The 17,626-nt window shown below is 44.9% G+C and carries 14 protein-coding genes; 11 read left to right on the top strand and 3 right to left on the bottom strand.

The features are described from left to right. Window positions 1–159 precede the first annotated feature (159 nt). The 10 genes from MR764_RS16660 to yaaA all read left to right on the top strand — a co-directional run bounded on the left by MR764_RS16660 (window position 160) and on the right by yaaA (window position 13,317). Complete coding sequence (locus MR764_RS16660) at window positions 160–2,013, top strand: sulfatase (protein WP_247980581.1); 1,854 nt, start codon at window positions 160–162, stop codon at window positions 2,011–2,013. A gap of 97 nt (window positions 2,014–2,110) precedes the next feature. Further along, window positions 2,111–4,468 (top strand): ammonia-forming cytochrome c nitrite reductase subunit c552, encoded by a 2,358-nt coding sequence (locus MR764_RS16655; protein ID WP_247980580.1) that lies wholly within the window; start codon window positions 2,111–2,113, stop codon window positions 4,466–4,468. Window positions 4,469–4,589: 121 nt separating this feature from the next. Continuing rightward, entirely contained in the window at window positions 4,590–6,785 is a 2,196-nt protein-coding gene (locus MR764_RS16650; protein ID WP_247980579.1) for an alpha-galactosidase, read from the top strand. 88 nt (window positions 6,786–6,873) lie between these two features. Then, window positions 6,874–7,689, top strand: a complete 816-nt coding sequence (locus MR764_RS16645; protein ID WP_247980578.1) for a ZIP family metal transporter — start codon at window positions 6,874–6,876, stop codon at window positions 7,687–7,689. Window positions 7,690–7,811: 122 nt separating this feature from the next. Further along, window positions 7,812–8,321: a DUF3124 domain-containing protein gene (locus MR764_RS16640; protein ID WP_247980577.1), complete on the top strand. Its 510-nt coding sequence runs from the start codon at window positions 7,812–7,814 to the stop codon at window positions 8,319–8,321. Window positions 8,322–9,154: 833 nt separating this feature from the next. Further along, window positions 9,155–9,739, top strand: coding sequence for a hypothetical protein (locus MR764_RS16635; RefSeq protein WP_247980576.1), 585 nt, complete (start codon window positions 9,155–9,157; stop codon window positions 9,737–9,739). A gap of 186 nt (window positions 9,740–9,925) precedes the next feature. Continuing rightward, window positions 9,926–10,501: a YIP1 family protein gene (locus MR764_RS16630; RefSeq protein ID WP_247980575.1), complete on the top strand. Its 576-nt coding sequence runs from the start codon at window positions 9,926–9,928 to the stop codon at window positions 10,499–10,501. A gap of 59 nt (window positions 10,502–10,560) precedes the next feature. Then, entirely contained in the window at window positions 10,561–12,135 is a 1,575-nt protein-coding gene (locus MR764_RS16625; protein WP_247980574.1) for a hypothetical protein, read from the top strand. A 13-nt stretch (window positions 12,136–12,148) separates the two neighbouring features. Beyond that, a complete protein-coding gene (locus MR764_RS16620) occupies window positions 12,149–12,451 on the top strand; it encodes a DUF1905 domain-containing protein (protein WP_247980573.1) in 303 nt (100 codons plus the stop codon). A 95-nt stretch (window positions 12,452–12,546) separates the two neighbouring features. After that, window positions 12,547–13,317: a peroxide stress protein YaaA gene (yaaA, locus tag MR764_RS16615; RefSeq protein WP_247980572.1), complete on the top strand. Its 771-nt coding sequence runs from the start codon at window positions 12,547–12,549 to the stop codon at window positions 13,315–13,317. A gap of 528 nt (window positions 13,318–13,845) precedes the next feature. Here the strand turns inward: yaaA and MR764_RS16610 are convergent. From MR764_RS16610 to MR764_RS16600, 3 genes are all read right to left on the bottom strand, one after another. Next, window positions 13,846–14,217 carry a DUF3127 domain-containing protein gene (locus MR764_RS16610; RefSeq protein WP_247980571.1) on the bottom strand — a complete coding sequence of 124 codons (372 nt, stop codon included), beginning with the start codon at window positions 14,215–14,217 and terminating at the stop codon, window positions 13,846–13,848. Between the two features lie 101 nt (window positions 14,218–14,318). Continuing rightward, window positions 14,319–15,032 (bottom strand): FKBP-type peptidyl-prolyl cis-trans isomerase, encoded by a 714-nt coding sequence (locus MR764_RS16605; protein ID WP_247980570.1) that lies wholly within the window; start codon window positions 15,030–15,032, stop codon window positions 14,319–14,321. 51 nt (window positions 15,033–15,083) lie between these two features. After that, a complete protein-coding gene (locus tag MR764_RS16600; protein WP_247980569.1) occupies window positions 15,084–15,695 on the bottom strand; it encodes an FKBP-type peptidyl-prolyl cis-trans isomerase in 612 nt (203 codons plus the stop codon). Window positions 15,696–15,941: 246 nt separating this feature from the next. On the opposite strand from MR764_RS16600, the gene MR764_RS16595 reads away from it, so the two are divergent. Next, a complete protein-coding gene (locus MR764_RS16595) occupies window positions 15,942–17,189 on the top strand; it encodes an ABC transporter permease (RefSeq protein ID WP_247980568.1) in 1,248 nt (415 codons plus the stop codon). The last annotated feature ends 437 nt before the right edge of the window (window positions 17,190–17,626 follow it).

Genomic DNA, 17,626 nt, shown 5'->3' with positions numbered 1-17,626 from the left:
ATTTCAGCTAATTTACATAAAATCTGTATTGTATTTCTGGTTACATTTGTTATTGTTCGTTCAAAGCTATTAATATCCAATATTTTATTTGAAATGAAACGTAAACCAACAACCTGCTGTTTTGCTCCAAACTTTCTACTTCTGCAATTATTGTTCTTAATGACACTGTATCTTGTTTCGTGCAGCGCAGATCAAAAAGCGGAGCTTCCACCTCCTAATATTTTAATGATTACTTCGGAAGATAACAGCGCTTATTTCCTGGGTTGTTACGGTAACGAGATGGCCACTACTCCTAATCTCGACAAGCTGGCTTCCGAAGGCTTCATGTATACACATGCCTTCGCCAATTGTCCGGTTTGTGCTCCCGCCAGAAATACAATTCTTACGGGAGTTTATGCAGCTTCTAACGGCAACGAGCACATGCGTAGTAAATATGCCAAGTCGGAAATTGTGAAAACCTATCCTGAATATTTCAGGGAAGCCGGGTATTACTGTACCAACAACGTAAAAACCGATTACAATTATTCGGGCGACTGGAATGCGATCTGGGACGATCGCAGCCGAAAAGCAACGTATAAAAACCGGGCTCCCGGGCAGCCGTTTTTCGCAGTTTTCAGCAATACCACAACGCATGAAAGTATGATTCACAATCAAATTCCGGCAAGCGAATTAAAGCACGATCCCGCGAAAGTGGAAATTGCTCCCTATCATCCCGATTTGCCGGCTATCCGCCACGATTGGGCGCAATATTACGACCGTAACGAGCAAATGGATGCTGAGATTGGTGAGCTACTAAAGGAACTGGAAAAAAGTGGTGAAGCTGAAAATACCATTGTGATTTATTACGGCGACCATGGCGGTGTTTTGGCACGCAGCAAGCGTTATGTTTATGAAACGGGAACGCGTGTTCCTTTTATCATCCGAATTCCTGAAAAGTATAAAAAGCTCTGGCCTGCCCGGCCCGGCGAAGCTGTTGATCGTATCGTTAGTTTTGTCGATTTGATACCCACATTTTTGAGTATTGCAGGAGTTGAAGTCCCTGAATATTTACAGGGAGATGCTTTTCTGGGCGATCAAAAAACAGAAGATCCCGAATATGCCTATATGACACGTCAGCGGATGGATGAGTGCTACGACATGGTGCGTGCCGTGCGCGATCAGAAATATCGGTACATCCGCAATTTTATGCCCTTCCGGATTTCGATGCAACACATCGACTATCTTTTTAAAGCGCCATCCGCTCAGGCTTGGGAAGATGCTTTTAAAGCAGGTGAAACCAACGAAGTTCAAAGCCGCTTTTTTCTTGAAAAACCCTTGGAAGAACTTTATGATACCGAAAATGATCCCTGGGAAATCAATAATCTGGCCAATGAGCCTGCCTATGCCGATGTGCTGAACCGAATGCGAAAGGAGCTTACCCGCTGGATGCGCGAGGTAAAAGATGTGGGATTGATCCCGGAACCGGAATATGCCGAATTTGCCGGCGACGGAGCTTTGTACGATTACATGCGTTCTGATGCCTGTCCGTTTGAACAGCTGTTGGAGGCGGCACAACTGGCCACCACCGCAGGCGATGATTTTCTGGCAGCTTATCTCGAAAACCTGAAAAGCGACAACAGCGCCATACGTTACTGGGGAGTGCTTGGATTACTGATTCATCGCGATGAGGTGGAACCCTACCTGGAGGCGATCAGGGTAGCCACTCAGGATAAATCGGGTGCGGTTGCCACGCTGGCGGCTGAAACATTATACCGTTCAGGCGACAAAGAGACAGCGCTGTCGACCTATGAACGCATTATGGCGGATACTGTCAGCTATACATCAGTCGACCGGACATTTGCATTGAACAGTGTGAGCGCGATGGAGGCATCGTCACCCAAACTGCAGCAATTGGTACAGGCACGTTATCAATCCAATACCACCGGAGCAACAGCTGGAGAAAGCGGATACGATACAAGAGCCTGCCGGACTTTACTCACGAAATGGGGGATGCTGGACGTTCCTGCCGAATAAAAAGGAATCGGCTAAGCGACAGTGCGGCAGCTAAATTAAATTCATTCTTTCACCAGAAAATGCAATATTTGCTGTGTCAGAAACCAAAAAGAGAAGAATGAACCGGCAAAATTGGATAGTGGGCGTAATCACTGTATTTACCCTGTTCTCATGCACACAAAGAGGTGCGCAACCCAATTCCGATGAGGAATTTATGGGCTCGCAGAGTTGTAAAGAATGCCACGAGAAGTTTTATGAGCTGTGGTCGCCGTCGTACCATGCGCAGGCGATGATGCCCGTAAATGCCGAATTTATTGCAAAGCATCAGTTGCCCGACAGCCAGCCGATTGACATGGAAGGGAACCTGTTTCAGGTGGAGTTTAAAGATTCAACCATGGTCATGTACGAGCGCAAGGGTAATGAATTGGTTGCCACGTACGATGTAATCTGGGCCATGGGCGGACATAATGTGTACTGTTTTCTGACACCGTTTGAAAAAGGTAAACTTCAGAATATTCCCCTGGCGTACGATGCCAATGCAAAAAAATGGTTTAACTACCCTGAGTCGGGTGTTCGTCATTTTAACGACAATTCTCCCGCAGATGAGGCCTTGCCCTGGAAAGACGATCAGTTTGCGTTTAATACCGGGTGTTACAGTTGTCATATCAGTCAGCTAAGTACCAATTTCGATTTGGAAACCGACACTTACCATACCACCTGGAAAGAACCGGGGATTAACTGCGAGACCTGTCACGGACCGGCAGGCGAACATGTTCGTATTTTCAAGAACCTGAAAGAAGGCGAAAAGGCTAAAAAGCTGGGCCTCATAAGTACATCGGTGTTTACAAAAGAACAGAACAACGATGCCTGTGCTACCTGTCATTCCAAAATGCAACCCATTACACCCAGTTATATGCCGGGCGACAAGTTTTTTGATAATTACAACGTGACCACGCTCGAAGACCGTGATTTTTATCCCGACGGGCGCGATTTGGGTGAAAACTATACGCTCACGGGCTGGATGATGAATTCTTGTACCGAAAAAAGTGAATTACACTGTGTTTCCTGCCACACCTCCAGTGGTCGTAACCGCTTTAAGGATGATCCAAATCAAGCCTGTTTGAAATGCCATGGTAAACGTAATGATGATTTGGCCGAACACACCGGGCATCCGGCATCAGCAGGATTGACTTGTTTGAGTTGCCACATGCCCAAGCGCGAATTTGTGGGGCATTTCCTGCGCAGCGATCACTCGTTCAGGCCACCCATGCCCGAGGCTACCATCCGCTTTGGATCGCCCAACGCCTGCAACCAGTGTCATAAAGATAAATCGCCCGAGTGGGCCAATAAAATTGTAAAAGCGCGTAAAAACGGAAATTACCAGGAAGAAACATTGAAATGGGCACAGTTGATAAAGGAAGCCCGCGAACTGGAATGGAAGAATGTGGACAAGATGTTCGCGCTGATTCGGAATCCCGAAACCGACGATGTGGTAGCCAACTCTCTGATTCGACTATTGAATAATTACCCCGATGAATCAAAGGCAGCGGTATTGATGGATGCGCTGAACAACCCATCGGAACTGGTACGTTCGTCGGCAGCTTATGGCCTGGGCGGAATGGTGAACGACAAGACAAAAGCTGCACTGTTAAAAGCTTGTCAGGATGATATTCGTTTGGTGCGCATACAGGCGGCAAATGCCATTTTAACTTTTCCGGAAGACCTGTTTAGCGCCGATCAGAAAAACATAATTGCTGCTGCCGAGAAAGAATATGTAACGTCGATGACTTCGCGGCTCGACAACTGGAGCAATCATTACAACCTCGGGCTTTATCATCAAAATAAGGGAGATGTACAGGCGGCACTGGGGGCTTACGAAACGGCCATCCGTTTGTATCCCGAATCCATTTTGCCTTTAATCAACAGCAGTGTACTGTATTCTTACATTGGCAACCCGGCGAAAGCAGAAGAGAACCTGCGCAACGTCATTAAGTTCGATCCCCGCAACGAAGCGGCCAACCTCAACCTGGGGCTTTTAATGGCCGAGCAGGGAAAAATGGACGAAGCTGAAAAAGCATTGAAAACCGCGTATGAAGCCAACCCGAAAGAGCAGGCCGTGGCTGCCAAAAACCTGAGTGTAATTGTAGCACAGCGCGGCGATCTGAAACAGGCCATCGAATATGCCGAAAACGCCTATAAAATAAGACCGGAGGATGGCAGCATCGTTTACACGCTGGCGTTCTACCAGCTGCAGAACGGACAAAAGGCAGCTGCTATAAGCAACCTGAAAAAAGCACTTGCACTGAATCCCGGTGATTTGAGGAACGTTCAGTTTCTGTCCGATATTTATTTGAAAGACGGGAACAAAGACGGCGCAATAAAGTTGTATGCCGACGCGCTAAAAACTGACAGACTTTCGGAGCAGGATAAAACCGCTTTGCAGCAGGCAATTTCGGCGCTTCAGCAAAGCATGTAAAACGGTATGATCCCGGGTTAAGAGGATTGCTCAATCAATCCTTCTTTTATCCGGCGCGAATCTTTTTAATCGCTGCTTTCTTTTCTATCTTCGTGTGTCATAAACGATCAAATCTAATACTATGAACAGAATACTGCTTATCATGTTCTGTGCTTTATTTGCAGTGGGTCTGCAAGCGCAGGATGTAATTGTCCCCATCTCCACAAAAAGTAACCTGATGTTGTTGCACCCTTCGCGGGAAGGGCGTCTGAATACCGTGTATTTTGGCGAACCTCTTCAGAACGAAGCTGAATACAAGGACGTGGCCTCCCAGTTTAATTTGCGGGATAACAACGCCGGAATTTACAATGCTGCTTACACAAGCGCCGGAACCTGGAACCTGGTGGAACCGGCCATTGAGGTGGTGCAATCCGACGGGAATACGTCGTTGGAGTTGAAATATGTTAGTCATACGCAGGAAAAGACTGATGACAATGCAATGCTTACGGTGATCAACCTGGAAGATGCGCTGTATCAGTTCGAGGTAAAGCTTTTTTACAAAGCCTGGACCGATGAGAATGTGATTGAACAGTGGACTGAAATTGAGCACAACCAGAAAAAGGCAGTTGTGCTGAAAAAGTTTGCCTCTGCCAACCTGTTTTTTACCGGAAACGATTTTTACCTGACCACTTACGGAAACGAGTGGGCGAAGGAAATGCAGCGGAACGAGGAGAAACTTACCCGCGGAATCAAATCGATCGATAGCAAACTCGGCACACGCGCCTATTTGTTGCAGTCGCCCAATTTTATTCTTTCGTTGGATAACGAAGCAGCTGAGAATACCGGTACTGTTGTTTTGGGACAGTTGGCCTGGAGTTCGAATTTTCGCTACGATTTCGAGATCGATTCGCACGATAACCTGCGTTTTATTGCAGGAATAAATCCTTTTGCCTCGGAATATACTTTGCAGCCCGGAGAAACCTTTAAAACACCTTCGCTGGTGTACGTGGTTTCGCACAAGGGAACGGGCGAAGCAAGCCGCAACCTGCACAGTTGGGCAAGAGATTACCGCGTGCTGGATGGAAACGGCGAGCGTTTGACTTTGCTGAACAACTGGGAAGCCACGTATTTCGATTTTGATGAAAACAAAATCACCGCGCTTTTTAAAGATGCAAAGAGTTTGGGTGTTGATCTGTTTTTGCTCGACGACGGCTGGTTTGCCAACAAATACCCACGAAATAGCGACAATGCCGGGTTGGGCGACTGGCAGGAAAACAAAGCTAAGCTTCCGAACGGAATCGGTCATTTGGTATCGGAAGCCACCAAAGAAGGCATCAAATTCGGTATCTGGATTGAGCCGGAAATGGTGAATCCCAAAAGTGAATTGTACGAGAATCATCTGGATTGGGTGATTCGGCAACCCGAGCGCCCCGAAAAATATTTCAGAAACCAGCTGGTGCTCGATCTGTCCAATCCCGAAGTACAGGATTTTGTATTTGGCATTGTCGACAAGTTGTTTACCGACAGTCCGGAACTGGCGTTTATTAAGTGGGATTGCAACTCGGTGATCTACAACGCGCATTCTGCTTATCTCGAAAAGAAAAACATTCCGCAAACGCACCTTTACATCGAATATACCAAAGGCTTATACAAAGTAATGGAACGCGTTCGTGAGAAATACCCAGAAGTCCCGATCATGATGTGTTCGGGCGGCGGCGGCCGTGGCGATTACGAGCTGTTCAAATACTTTACTGAATTCTGGCCAAGCGACGATACCGATCCGCTGGAACGCGTGTTCATGCAGTGGAATTACTCGTATTTCTTTCCGTCGATTGTTACCGATTGCCACGTTACCGACTGGAGCAAGCTTCCGCTAAAATACCGCGTGGATGTTGCCAGCATGGGCAAGCTTGGTTTTGATATTGTGGCGCATGAGCTCAACGAAAAAGACTTGCAGTTTGCGCAGGAAGCCGTTCAGAATTACAACTCGTTTAAAGACGTGGTTTGGCACGGCGATCTCTATCGTTTGGTAAATCCGTACGAAAACAATTTTGCTGCGCTGATGTATGTCAGCAAGGATAAAAGTCGTGCAGTGGTGTTCAACTACCTGGTGAATTTCCGCTACATGGAAACCGCTTCGAGGTTGCCGGTTAAATTTGCCGGTCTCGACGGAAATAAAAAATACACCGTAAAAGAGTTGAATGTGTATCCGGGTGCAAGATCGCGGATTGATTCAACGAAAACCTATTCGGGTGATTTCCTCATGAAAGTAGGTGTTAATCCGAACATGAGCCAGCGAAATGCGAGTGTTATTCTGGAGGTAAATGAAGTTAAATAAAAGAATGCCGGAAGAACCTGATGCGGAGATCGGAGCAAAGAAGATCTCCGCTATTTTTGTGTGCTATTAATTTTTAAGAGACGAAACGATGTGGATCGAAAAACTCCTGGATTATAATCCGATTTTACTGGCTCTCGGAGCAACCTTGTTCACCTGGTTTTTAACCGCACTGGGAGCGGGAATGGTGTTTTTCTTTAAAACCATCAGGAAAAAAATACTCAACTCGATGCTGGGTTTTGCCTCGGGGGTAATGATCGCAGCCAGTTTCTGGTCGCTGCTGAATCCGGCCATTAAAATGGCAGAAGAAAGCGGAACAACGCCCTGGGTACCTGCCGTAGTTGGCTTTTTGGCAGGAGGTGCCTTTCTTTTGGCGGTCGATAAAATTCTGCCTCACCTTCACCTGGGATTACCGCGCGAAAAAGCGGAAGGAATTGAAACTTCGTGGAAAAGAAGTGTGTTGCTCGTGCTGGCCATCACCTTGCATAATATTCCCGAAGGACTGGCGGTGGGTGTGGCGTTTGGTGCGCTGGCCAATAACCCCGATGCCGGAATGCTGGCCGGAGCTATTGCGCTGGCCATTGGTATCGGTTTGCAAAACTTTCCCGAAGGCGCGGCGGTGTCGATTCCTTTGCGGCGCGAAGGATTCTCGCGTCTGAAAGCCTTTAATTACGGTCAGATGTCGGGCGTGGTGGAACCCATTGCCGGCGTGCTGGGAGCTTACCTGGTTTTAAGCATCGAGCCTTTGCTGCCCTACGCGCTTTCGTTTGCTGCCGGAGCCATGATTTTTGTGGTGGTCGAAGAACTGATCCCCGAGTCGCAATCGGGCAACGAAACCGACCTTTCCACCGTGGGCGCCATTATCGGCTTTGCCACCATGATGCTGCTCGATGTGGCCCTGGGATAGCAAGCCGATGGCTATTGTATGTGCGCTGCAGCCATTCTTTTTCTGATCGGTTTTGATCCTTTTCATTTCCGGATTTAGTAGATTTGTAGGAAACGCATCGTTTTACACTAAAAAGTGATCGTATGAGACAACTGCTTGCCTGTTTCGCGCTGGTGTTGGCGCTTGTTTCCTGTAACCGGGAAAAAGCAGCCATTCCGAAAGAATACAAAATCTCGGGACGGGAAGCTGCCTTGCCCATTCCCGACAGCCTGGAACACGGCAAAACCTACCTGCCCATTTACTCGCACATTTACCACGTGCACGAACGCCGCACTTACGACCTGACAGTTACCGTCAGCATCCGCAATGTTTCGCCGGCCGATACTGTTTTTATTCTGCGGGGTGATTACTACAATACCAAAGGCGACAAAATCAGGGAATACATTAAAGCGCCGATTTATGTTTTACCCATGGAAACCGTTGAGATTGTGATTGCCGAAGCCGACCGCGAAGGGGGCTCGGGCGCCAATTTTGTGTTCGACTGGGCCGCACAGGACAAGAAAAATCCGCCTTTGATCGAGGCAGTAATGATTTCTACCTACGGCGAACAGGGCGTTTCGTTTTCGTCGCGGGGTGTGAGAATTTACGAGTAGCCAGGAGCCCGTTAAAAAGCTACCCTCTAAGCACAAATTTGAAAAAGCTGGAGAATAAGAAATGGCGATAAAAAGTGTCGGGGAACTGAATAATTGGAGCCAATATTTTCTGATATCTTATTCCTTATTTCATCTTTCGGATGAACTGACCCGATAAAATCATCGGACAAGCCGTTGACCGTGTCAATGAGATGAAAAATTGTTCGGTGGTGCTTTTGACCGTGTCAATGACATGAAAAAATCGTCCAGCATGCCATTGACCGTGTCAATGACTCGAAAAATTTGTCAGGTATGCCGTTGACCGTGTCAATGAGATGAAAAAATCGTCGGACAAGCCGTTGCCCATGACAACAATCAGAAAAGCGATTCTTTGCCCTCTCCGTTCATTAGCTGTCGGACGGATCGTTTACCCGCGCTTATGATGTTTCCCTTTCCCTGAGTGATGATATAAACCGACACTGAAGGTGTCGAATATCAATAACCCGGTGCAAAGCGCCGGTTAGTAAACGTATATATTTCGTCCGGCCGAGAAAGTTGTTTTGTGATGGATCGTTATTCCTGACGAAATAATCGGATTCTCAACGTCTGACCGGGTAAGCTTTTGGTGAAATCTATTTCATCCACTTCGGACAGAAATTAGAAATTATGTTTATTTTTAGAAAACTATAAATCGATATAAACCAAATACATTGAAAACTACGCTGAACAAAGCTCAAAGTCCTTTAAACAGTATTTCTGAAAATAACAATAAGTTACACAAGAGATAGCGAATAGGGTGTAAGTGTAGCATGCGCTTGCAAGTACGTTAGCAATAAGGTTAAAAACAAGCAATTATGGATACAGAACAATTTACAATCTTTATTTACTTTTATAGTACAGTGACTCAAATAGCCGCTACTCTTGTTGGTTTTGCAGTAGTGTTTATAATTTTTCAATTTCAATTTTTAATAAATTCAATTGAGAAGTGGTCATTATTTGTGGTCGAAAATGTAAATATTGGAAAAACCATAAATCCAGATTATTACAAAAGTGCTCTCAGTGAGACTGACCTGATTGTTTCACAGTTTTCTACAGCAATGACTGACTTTGAACCCAAAAACATTAAAAATTTAGCTCATTGTTTATACTCGGAATGTGAATTGCTTTTCAAAGGAGTATTACAAGGATCTTCTATCCCTGACATTTTCACTTGTGCATCCCGAATTGAAAAATTAGTAGACAAATATTATCATCTGAAGAATAAAACAATTTGTTTCTTTTTAACTGGCGCGACTTTGATTCTTTTGTCTTTGATTTCACACTTTGTGCTTAACGAAAAATCAATTTGTCTTCATTCAATAATTGTATTTGTAATATTTGCTATTAGTATCTATTTCTTAATATCAATTTATAAAATAGTAAAAGTCACTCTGTTCTAAGTTTATGCTAAGGGGAAAACTACAAAAAATGAAACAATTGAAGAATAAAAAATTAAAACCCAGTTGCTAACACAGTACATATTGCAGGTCGGTGGTTCGCCAACTACGAAACGGGAGTCCGCAACGATAACATTTACCAACCGTTAATCACAGACATATAAATAACTAAACAACTAAAAAAGATCAATGAAACCAATTTTTTCCATCTGGACCAAAACCCGGCAGACCTTTCAGTTTCTGGAAGAGCGGGACGAAAAAGAAAACGAAAGGATGATAAACATTTTGTTTTTCCTGGCCTCGATGTTTGCCGGATTTTCATTGGCGTTTAGCGTCACAAAAACGTCGGAAATCAACTATTATTTAGTGCTCCCGTTTGCTTTCATCGTTTCAGGGCTTATGGGAATATTGATGTGGAAATTTGTTTTCGCCTATATCGTTTGGGGGGTAGGAAAAATCTTTCAGGGGAAAGCAAGCATCGAAGAAATAAGATTAGCGCTTGCTTATTCTTTAATCCCCAATTTGGTGCACCTGGTAATTGCCCTGGTGTTACTTGTTCCTGCCATTATTTTCGACAATTCAGAGTTGATTGGTTACCGGCATCCTGTGACGATTTATGTGCTTTGGTTTTTTGCTTTTCGAATCTTCGTAATTGGGCTGTCGTATTTTAATAAATATTCACTGGTGTATGCTTTCCTTACGGCAATTATTCCTGCAACTGTCATTCAGGGGCTTTCATTATTGCTGAAATATTTGATGCATTAAACCGCTGCCAAACGAAACAATTGGCGAGCTTAGCAGATAATAATACATTTAAGAAGAAAATGACTTTAAAACTTACAACCGGCTTAATCTTATTCTTTGCCCTTACAACTGCTTTCCATCGTGTGGCGCGTTGTCAGCCGTCGCCCGATAAAATAAACTTTGTGCGTCAGGGCGTGCAGCGCATGCTTTTCGACAACAGCCAGTCGATTCCGCTGGCAAGTCTTAATCCCGGCAATGTGATTGGCCCGGCTTCGATGCATCCGGTAAAACAGTATTCTGCTCAGACTTCAGAAGTTACATACCGCGACAATAAACTGGTGGTTCAATCGGAAAATGAAACACAAACCGCGATCTGGTTTGGCGGATTTAATCCGTTTGCGACTTATTTTATCGACCTGAATGCGTGCGCGGGCAGCGGCGAATTGGGTTTCCAGTGTTCGGATGCCCGCGACAGCGAGCAGTTCCGGGTAACGATTGGCTTTACCGATTCGCTGCTTACTTCGGTGAAGCTACTGGTGAAAAGCGGGGCAGAGACCATTGCGGATCAATCGATCGCTGTTAATGCCGGAGAAACCACCCGTTTGAAAGGCCGCATTATTCTGCAAATGCTCGGGAGCGGTTTTACGCTGTATTTGCACGATGGAGGAATACCTCAGGTAATCGGGCAGAGCGATTTTAATACCTACATCGATTTGCGAAACAAAAAGTATTTACGCGCTTTTCAGTCGCATTTGTATGTTGCACTTCAGAAAGGGCAGGTGGCTGTCAATAAAGTGGAAGCCGCAATAACTACCGGAATGGGGCTGGCCGACATACGCGCCGTTACCTACGAAAACGGCGATCCGATGCTTGACCAGGGGCGTTTGTGGTACACGATGTCGGTTCGCGGACGCGCATTGCCGCACCATCTGCAGGGAGTGTTTAGTATGAATCCGACCACTTTTGATGTGAAACTCGAAGGTATTATTGTATTCGATCGCGGCGACGATCTGTTACGAAACGAAGTCGCCTCTCATCTTTTTTTCGACCGAAAGGAGAAGATATGGCGGGGACTGACCACCGGTTTCAGCGCCTATGCTTTTCCGGATAAAGAGAAAAAACAGCTGCTGGCCGTTGAGAGTGAAAGAGATCCGCGCTTTGGATTTTCGGTGATGAAAGCCGCACCTTTTGGCATTGTTGGCGATATTGAAGATCCGCATATTTTGTGGGATGAGGACGCCGGAAAATGGCGAATACTCACCTGCGAAAATAACGACGGGTACAAAGCTGTGGTACTGGAGTCGGATGAATGGAACAAAAACTATCAACGAATTGCCGGACCGGTTGCCCATAATTCAACGGGTACATCTATTCAAAAGATCGGCGATACGCGCTATTGTTTTTCGGGCAGCTCCGAACGGGAGATTTTCATTTACACCTATCCCGACCTCCGCGAAGTGGGAACTTTGAATATGGATCTGCCACCCTGGGATGAAAGTGCAGGAACTCGGGTGTGGCCCAATGTGGTTCAGTTACCTGACGGTTATCCTTTCAAATATGTTGCACTGATGATGGACCGGTATAATTTCCCGGGTTTGAAAGGGCCCAACTGGACCTACGGCGCACTTTACCTGTACCACGGTTACGACGAATAATGGATGTTCAGCGATGCAGATAAAAGGAGTAAAATACACATTCAAAGCAGAGCCGTGGCAATACAAGGCGCCGGGAGGATGGTTTTTTGTTTCTTTTCCTGCAGATCTGGCCGAAGAAATCCGAAATATGTTCAGATCGGAAGAAGAAGGGTGGGGCAGATTAAAAGCCACCGCTAAAATCGGGAACAGCGAATGGAAAACAGCCATTTGGTTCGACACCAAACAGAATACCTATTTCCTGCCGCTAAAGGCTGAAATCAGAAAGAAGGAGAACATAGCAACCGGCAAAGAAATTCAAGTTACGGTATGGATTTAGCTGACTTGATCATTTCGCTCTTTAAAAGAAAAAGCAGGTAAACTTTCCGGCGTTTTTCCTGTTAATTTTGAAAACAAATAATCAGCAATACTATCATGTTAATCGTAATATCTCCGGCGAAATCGCTGGACTTTGAAACAGCTCCTACCACTGCAATTTATACCCAGCCCGATATGCTGGAAGAGTCGGAAAAATTAATGCATCCGTTGCGCAAGATGAAACCCCGGCAGCTTTCGGAGTTAATGGGCATTTCAGCTGCATTGGGACAACTGAATTACGAACGCTACCAAACCTGGCAACCGCCTTTTACGCCCGAAAATGCCAAGCAGGCAGTGCTGGCTTTTAACGGCGATGTGTACCAGGGACTGGATGCCGCCTCTCTTTCCGAAGACCAGCTAATGTTGCTGCAAAACAAGCTGCGTATTCTTTCCGGTTTGTACGGAGTGCTGCGTCCGCTCGATTTGATTCAGCCTTACCGTTTGGAAATGGGAACCAAGCTGAAATATCAGCGCTCGGCCGATTTATATGCTTTCTGGAAAAGCAAGATTACGCCCAAAGTGAAGGAAGCGATTGCGGAATCGGGAAGCAATGTGCTGATCAACCTGGCATCGAACGAGTACTACAAAAGCATCGATCCAAAAAAACTGGGGGCAGAAATCATTACTCCGGAATTTAAGGACCTGAAAAACGGGCAGTACAAAATGATCTCGTTTTATGCCAAAAAAGCACGGGGATTGATGACCCGTTTTATCCTTGAAAACAAGGTGGAGAAAGTGGAAGATCTGCAGGCATTTGATTCGGAGGGATACCTTTTTAATCCGCGTCTGTCGAAACCCGGAAAGCCGGTTTTTACCCGCGATAATTAGGTTCTTCAATGAGTGAAACAAGCATGATTCAGGCGAATCAACAGAAATGAAAGTTCGTGGTTTAAAGGCTTATTTCCCCTCACTCCTGTCTTTCCCTTCCAGGAAGGGAAAGATGATTTGCTTCCAGAAATATGAAGGCTTGCAAGGTATCGATTTTACTTTGTTTTTAGCGACAGTCAATCGTCCCAGCCTCCGCAGGCAGGCTTCCTTGCAGCTACCCTTTCTACACGTTGAAAAAGTTAGAAAATAAGAAATAAATAATAAGGAACAACGAATAAAAAAAGGGGCGGGAACGAATGATTTGAGCCAATATTTTCTGATTTCTTATTCTTTATTCCATGTTTCTTATTATGAATCTTTCGTATTTTCTTCAAATCCCAGGAAGAAGATGTTTATAGAGGGTAGTGCTTGCAGGGAAGGACAAGAGGATGGGTATAAACAAAACTTAAACCCAAAGATTTTCGCATAAGAAAGCCGGAAGCATTCAACACACTTCCGGCTTTTATTGTAGTATACATTACTTTCCTTTTAGAATGGCAGATCGCCTGCTGTATCTTCGTCCGGTTCCGGCGGAATGTCATGCATTCTGAATTCCGGAGGTGGTTCCGGATAATTCTGATCGTCCGCAGCACGGTCGATTTTCCAGGCATTTACATTGGTAAACCAGCGTCCGTTAAACTCGCGCGATTCTAGGTTAAAGGAAACCTCCACACTTTCGCCTGCTTTTATTCCGTTCAGCAGGTCAACCTTTTCTCCAAACAAGGTAAAACACACTTTTCTGGGGTACTGCTCCTCTGTTTCCAGGACAAAATCCTGTTTCTTCCACTCTTTTCCTGCACGGCTCACTCCCGATTCAGGCTTTAAAATCTGATGTAATTTTCCTTTTACGCTTAATGCCATTTTATCCTTTCTTGTTGATGAAGGTCAAAAGTATAAAAAAGAAACCCTTTGCCTGAACGAGGCAAAGGGTTTTTATCAACAGGATTTCCGAAATTGGAATCCTATTTATTGTCTTCTTTTACAATTTCGAGTAGTTCCACTTCGAAAATAAGCGCAGCGTTAGGGCCAATGTCGCCACCGGCACCGCGTTCGCCATAAGCAAGATCAGCAGGAATATATACTTTCCATTTTGATCCGGCAGGCATCAGCTGAAGCGCTTCTGTCCATCCTGGGATTACACGGTTCACACCAAATACAACAGGTTCTCCTTTGTCAACCGAGCTGTCGAAAACAGTTCCGTCAATCAAAGTACCGTGGTAGTGTACACGTACCTGGTCGGTAGCAGCAGGTTTTTCGCCTGTTCCTTCGGTCAACACTTCGTATTGCAAACCACTTTCAGTAGTTACAACGCCTTCGCGTTTGCCGTTTTCTTCGAGGAATTTATTACCGGCTTCCAGGTTTTCCTGAGCTTCACGGTTGTTTTCGTCCATGAAGAATTTCTGGATAATTGAGTTGGCATCTTCTTCCGAGATTTTCACTTCTTCACCCAAAGAAGCAGTGCGGAAAGCCTGTGCCATGGCTTCAAGATTCATTTCTTTACCTCCGGGAGCACCTTCCAGTTGTTTTTTGTTGTTAGCGCCTACAAGTACACCAATGGCATAGCTTGCCGAGTCAACACGGGTTTCAAGTTTAACGTCAGGAGCACCGCCGGGTTGGCAAGATGTTGCTGCGATCATTAATGCAACGATCGCTAAAAAAAGAATTGCATTTTTCATATTTACTAAAATTTTTAGTTTGATCGATATCAGAAAGCGAACGATTATTGACTACACGATTTCGAGTAGTTCCACTTCGAAAACCAGTGCGGAATTTGGTCCGATGGCGCCACCGGCTCCTCTGGTTCCGTATGCCAGTTCCGACGGGATGTAAAGTTTCCATTTCGACCCGACCGACATCAGCTGAAGGGCTTCCACCCATCCCTGAATCACTCCGTTAACCGGAAATACTGCGGGTTGATTGCGTTGCACTGAGCTGTCGAAAACTGTACCGTCGATTAAAGTACCGTGGTAATGGCATTTTACCTGGTCTGCTGCAGTTGGAATATCTCCTTCTCCCTCGTTTATAACTTCGTATTGTAATCCACTTGGCAAAACAATTACACCTGCTTTTGTGGCATTTTTAGCAAGGAAAGCCTGGCCTTCCTCCAAATTCTTGTTGCTGTCTCCTTCTTGCGATTGAGCTACAAACGCTTCCAGAATATGGTTGGCTTCTTCGGGTGAAATTTGCGGTTTTTCTCCGGTGAAAACATCTTTTAATGCGGCTCCAAATGCATCAGGATGAATGGTATTTACTCCCGATTGAATAAGGTTTGCAGCAATGCTTAATCCCAATGAATAACTGAACTTCTCTAAATCGTCGATTAATTTGATTTTTGACATTATACTTTTCTATACTAATTAAAGTGTGCGAATATAAAGCAATTTTTTTGCAATTAATCGATTGGTTTCCTTTAATTTCAAATCTTGAAAACTTATCAAAATTATTGATGTACAAACGTAATTATTGCCATAAAGTACCTACCAATACATCGATAATACGATACAGCAGCTTTGGTTATTATTTGAAAGAGTGTTCACCGATAACACTCGAAAGATTACTATTTTTACTTACCTGAAACTGGTACTATGCGGCAGACAACTCTTTTTGCTGAAAACTTACGAATTGCCTTGTTATCGATCAGAAGCAATTTGTTGCGTACTATTTTAACCGTACTCATTATTGCAGTGGGGATTACCGCACTGGTTGGTATTCTTACGGCTATCGATTCCATCAAGAATTCCATAACCAAGGAGTTTGCTTTTATGGGCGCCAATACGTTCTCGATTTCCAGCCGGGGAATGAACGTGCAAATCGGGGCGAAACGATACCGGGCTAAAAACTATTCGTACATTTCTTATTATCAAGCCAGGGAATTCAAAGAAAGCTTTGATTTTCCGGCACAAACAGCTATCTCCGTGAATTGTACCGGAACTGCGACTTTAAAATACGAATCCGAAAAAACCAATCCGAATATCTCGGTGCGCGGCATCGATGAAAATTATCTGGCTACATCGGGATATGAAATAGGGAAAGGAAGAGGTTTTGGTGAACAGGATATTGAATCCGGAAGAAACGCGGTTTTACTCGGAAGTGAACTGGCGCGTCGTTTATTTAAGTCGGGAGAGGAGCCTGTCAGTAAAGTGATCAGTATTGGTAGCGGGAAATATAAGGTTGTCGGGGTATTGGAAAAGAAGGGCAGTGGCCTTGGAATGAACAGCGACATGGTTTGTTTTATACCGTACACCAACGCACGAACCTATTTTTCGCGTCCGAACATGAATTTTGGTGTGCAGGTGATGGTCGATCGCCCCGAATTGATGGATGCTGCGATCGGACAGGCAGAGGCTACTTTTCGTATTGTTCGTGATCTTGATCCCGTGGATGAATCTGATTTCAATATTGAAAAAAGCGATAACCTCGCGAACATGCTACTTGAAAACATCAGGAACATCACTTTTGTGGCGACCATAATCGGCTTGATTACCTTGCTTGGCGCAGCAGTTGGGCTGATGAATATCATGTTGGTATCGGTTACTGAACGTACCCGCGAAATTGGTGTGCGTAAAGCGATCGGTGCCAAAAGTTCTACGGTAAAACAGCAGTTTCTGGTTGAAGCTATTGTTGTTGGGCAAATCGGAGGCTATGTTGGAATTGTTATGGGGATTATTGCCGGGAACCTGGTGTCTTCGCTTATCGGTTCATCGTTTATTATTCCATGGACCTGGATCATTTTAGGAGTGATCTTATGCTTCTTTGTCGGAATTATTTCCGGTTATTATCCCGCACAAAAGGCTTCCAAGCTTGATCCGATTGAAGCGCTGCGGTACGAGTAGCAGTTAGAAGTTCAGATTTCAAAGTTCAGAGTTCAGAGTTCGAAGTTCAGGGTTCAGAGTTAATTTTCGCTATGGAATGCTACAATGGCAATGACTCCTAGCTTTAAGTTTTATGTCTTGAGTCTTGTCGCTTGTATCGGTTTTGCTGTTTTGCCGTTTTGTTGTAGAGAAATTAAGCATTAAAGCATTCATGCATTAGCGCATTGATCAATCCATCAATCCATCAATCCAATCCATCAATCCATCAGTCCTTCTAAATTCAATCCATAAAAAAAGGGAACCTTTCGATCCCCTTTTTATTTTATATAAAGTGTCTCGTCCTGAAATAGCGTTACACAAAAAGTAGCGTTATGAAAGAAATCAATCATTCACAGTACGTTAAGCGTACACAGAAGGACTATTCGATGTCCTTTAAATTGCAAGTTGTCACTGAGATA

Origin of the sequence: Maribellus sp. YY47 (assembly GCF_023111095.1) — a bacterium.
Classification (GTDB): Bacteria; Bacteroidota; Bacteroidia; order Bacteroidales; family Prolixibacteraceae; genus Draconibacterium.
This window is presented reverse-complemented; position numbering and strand designations above follow the sequence as displayed.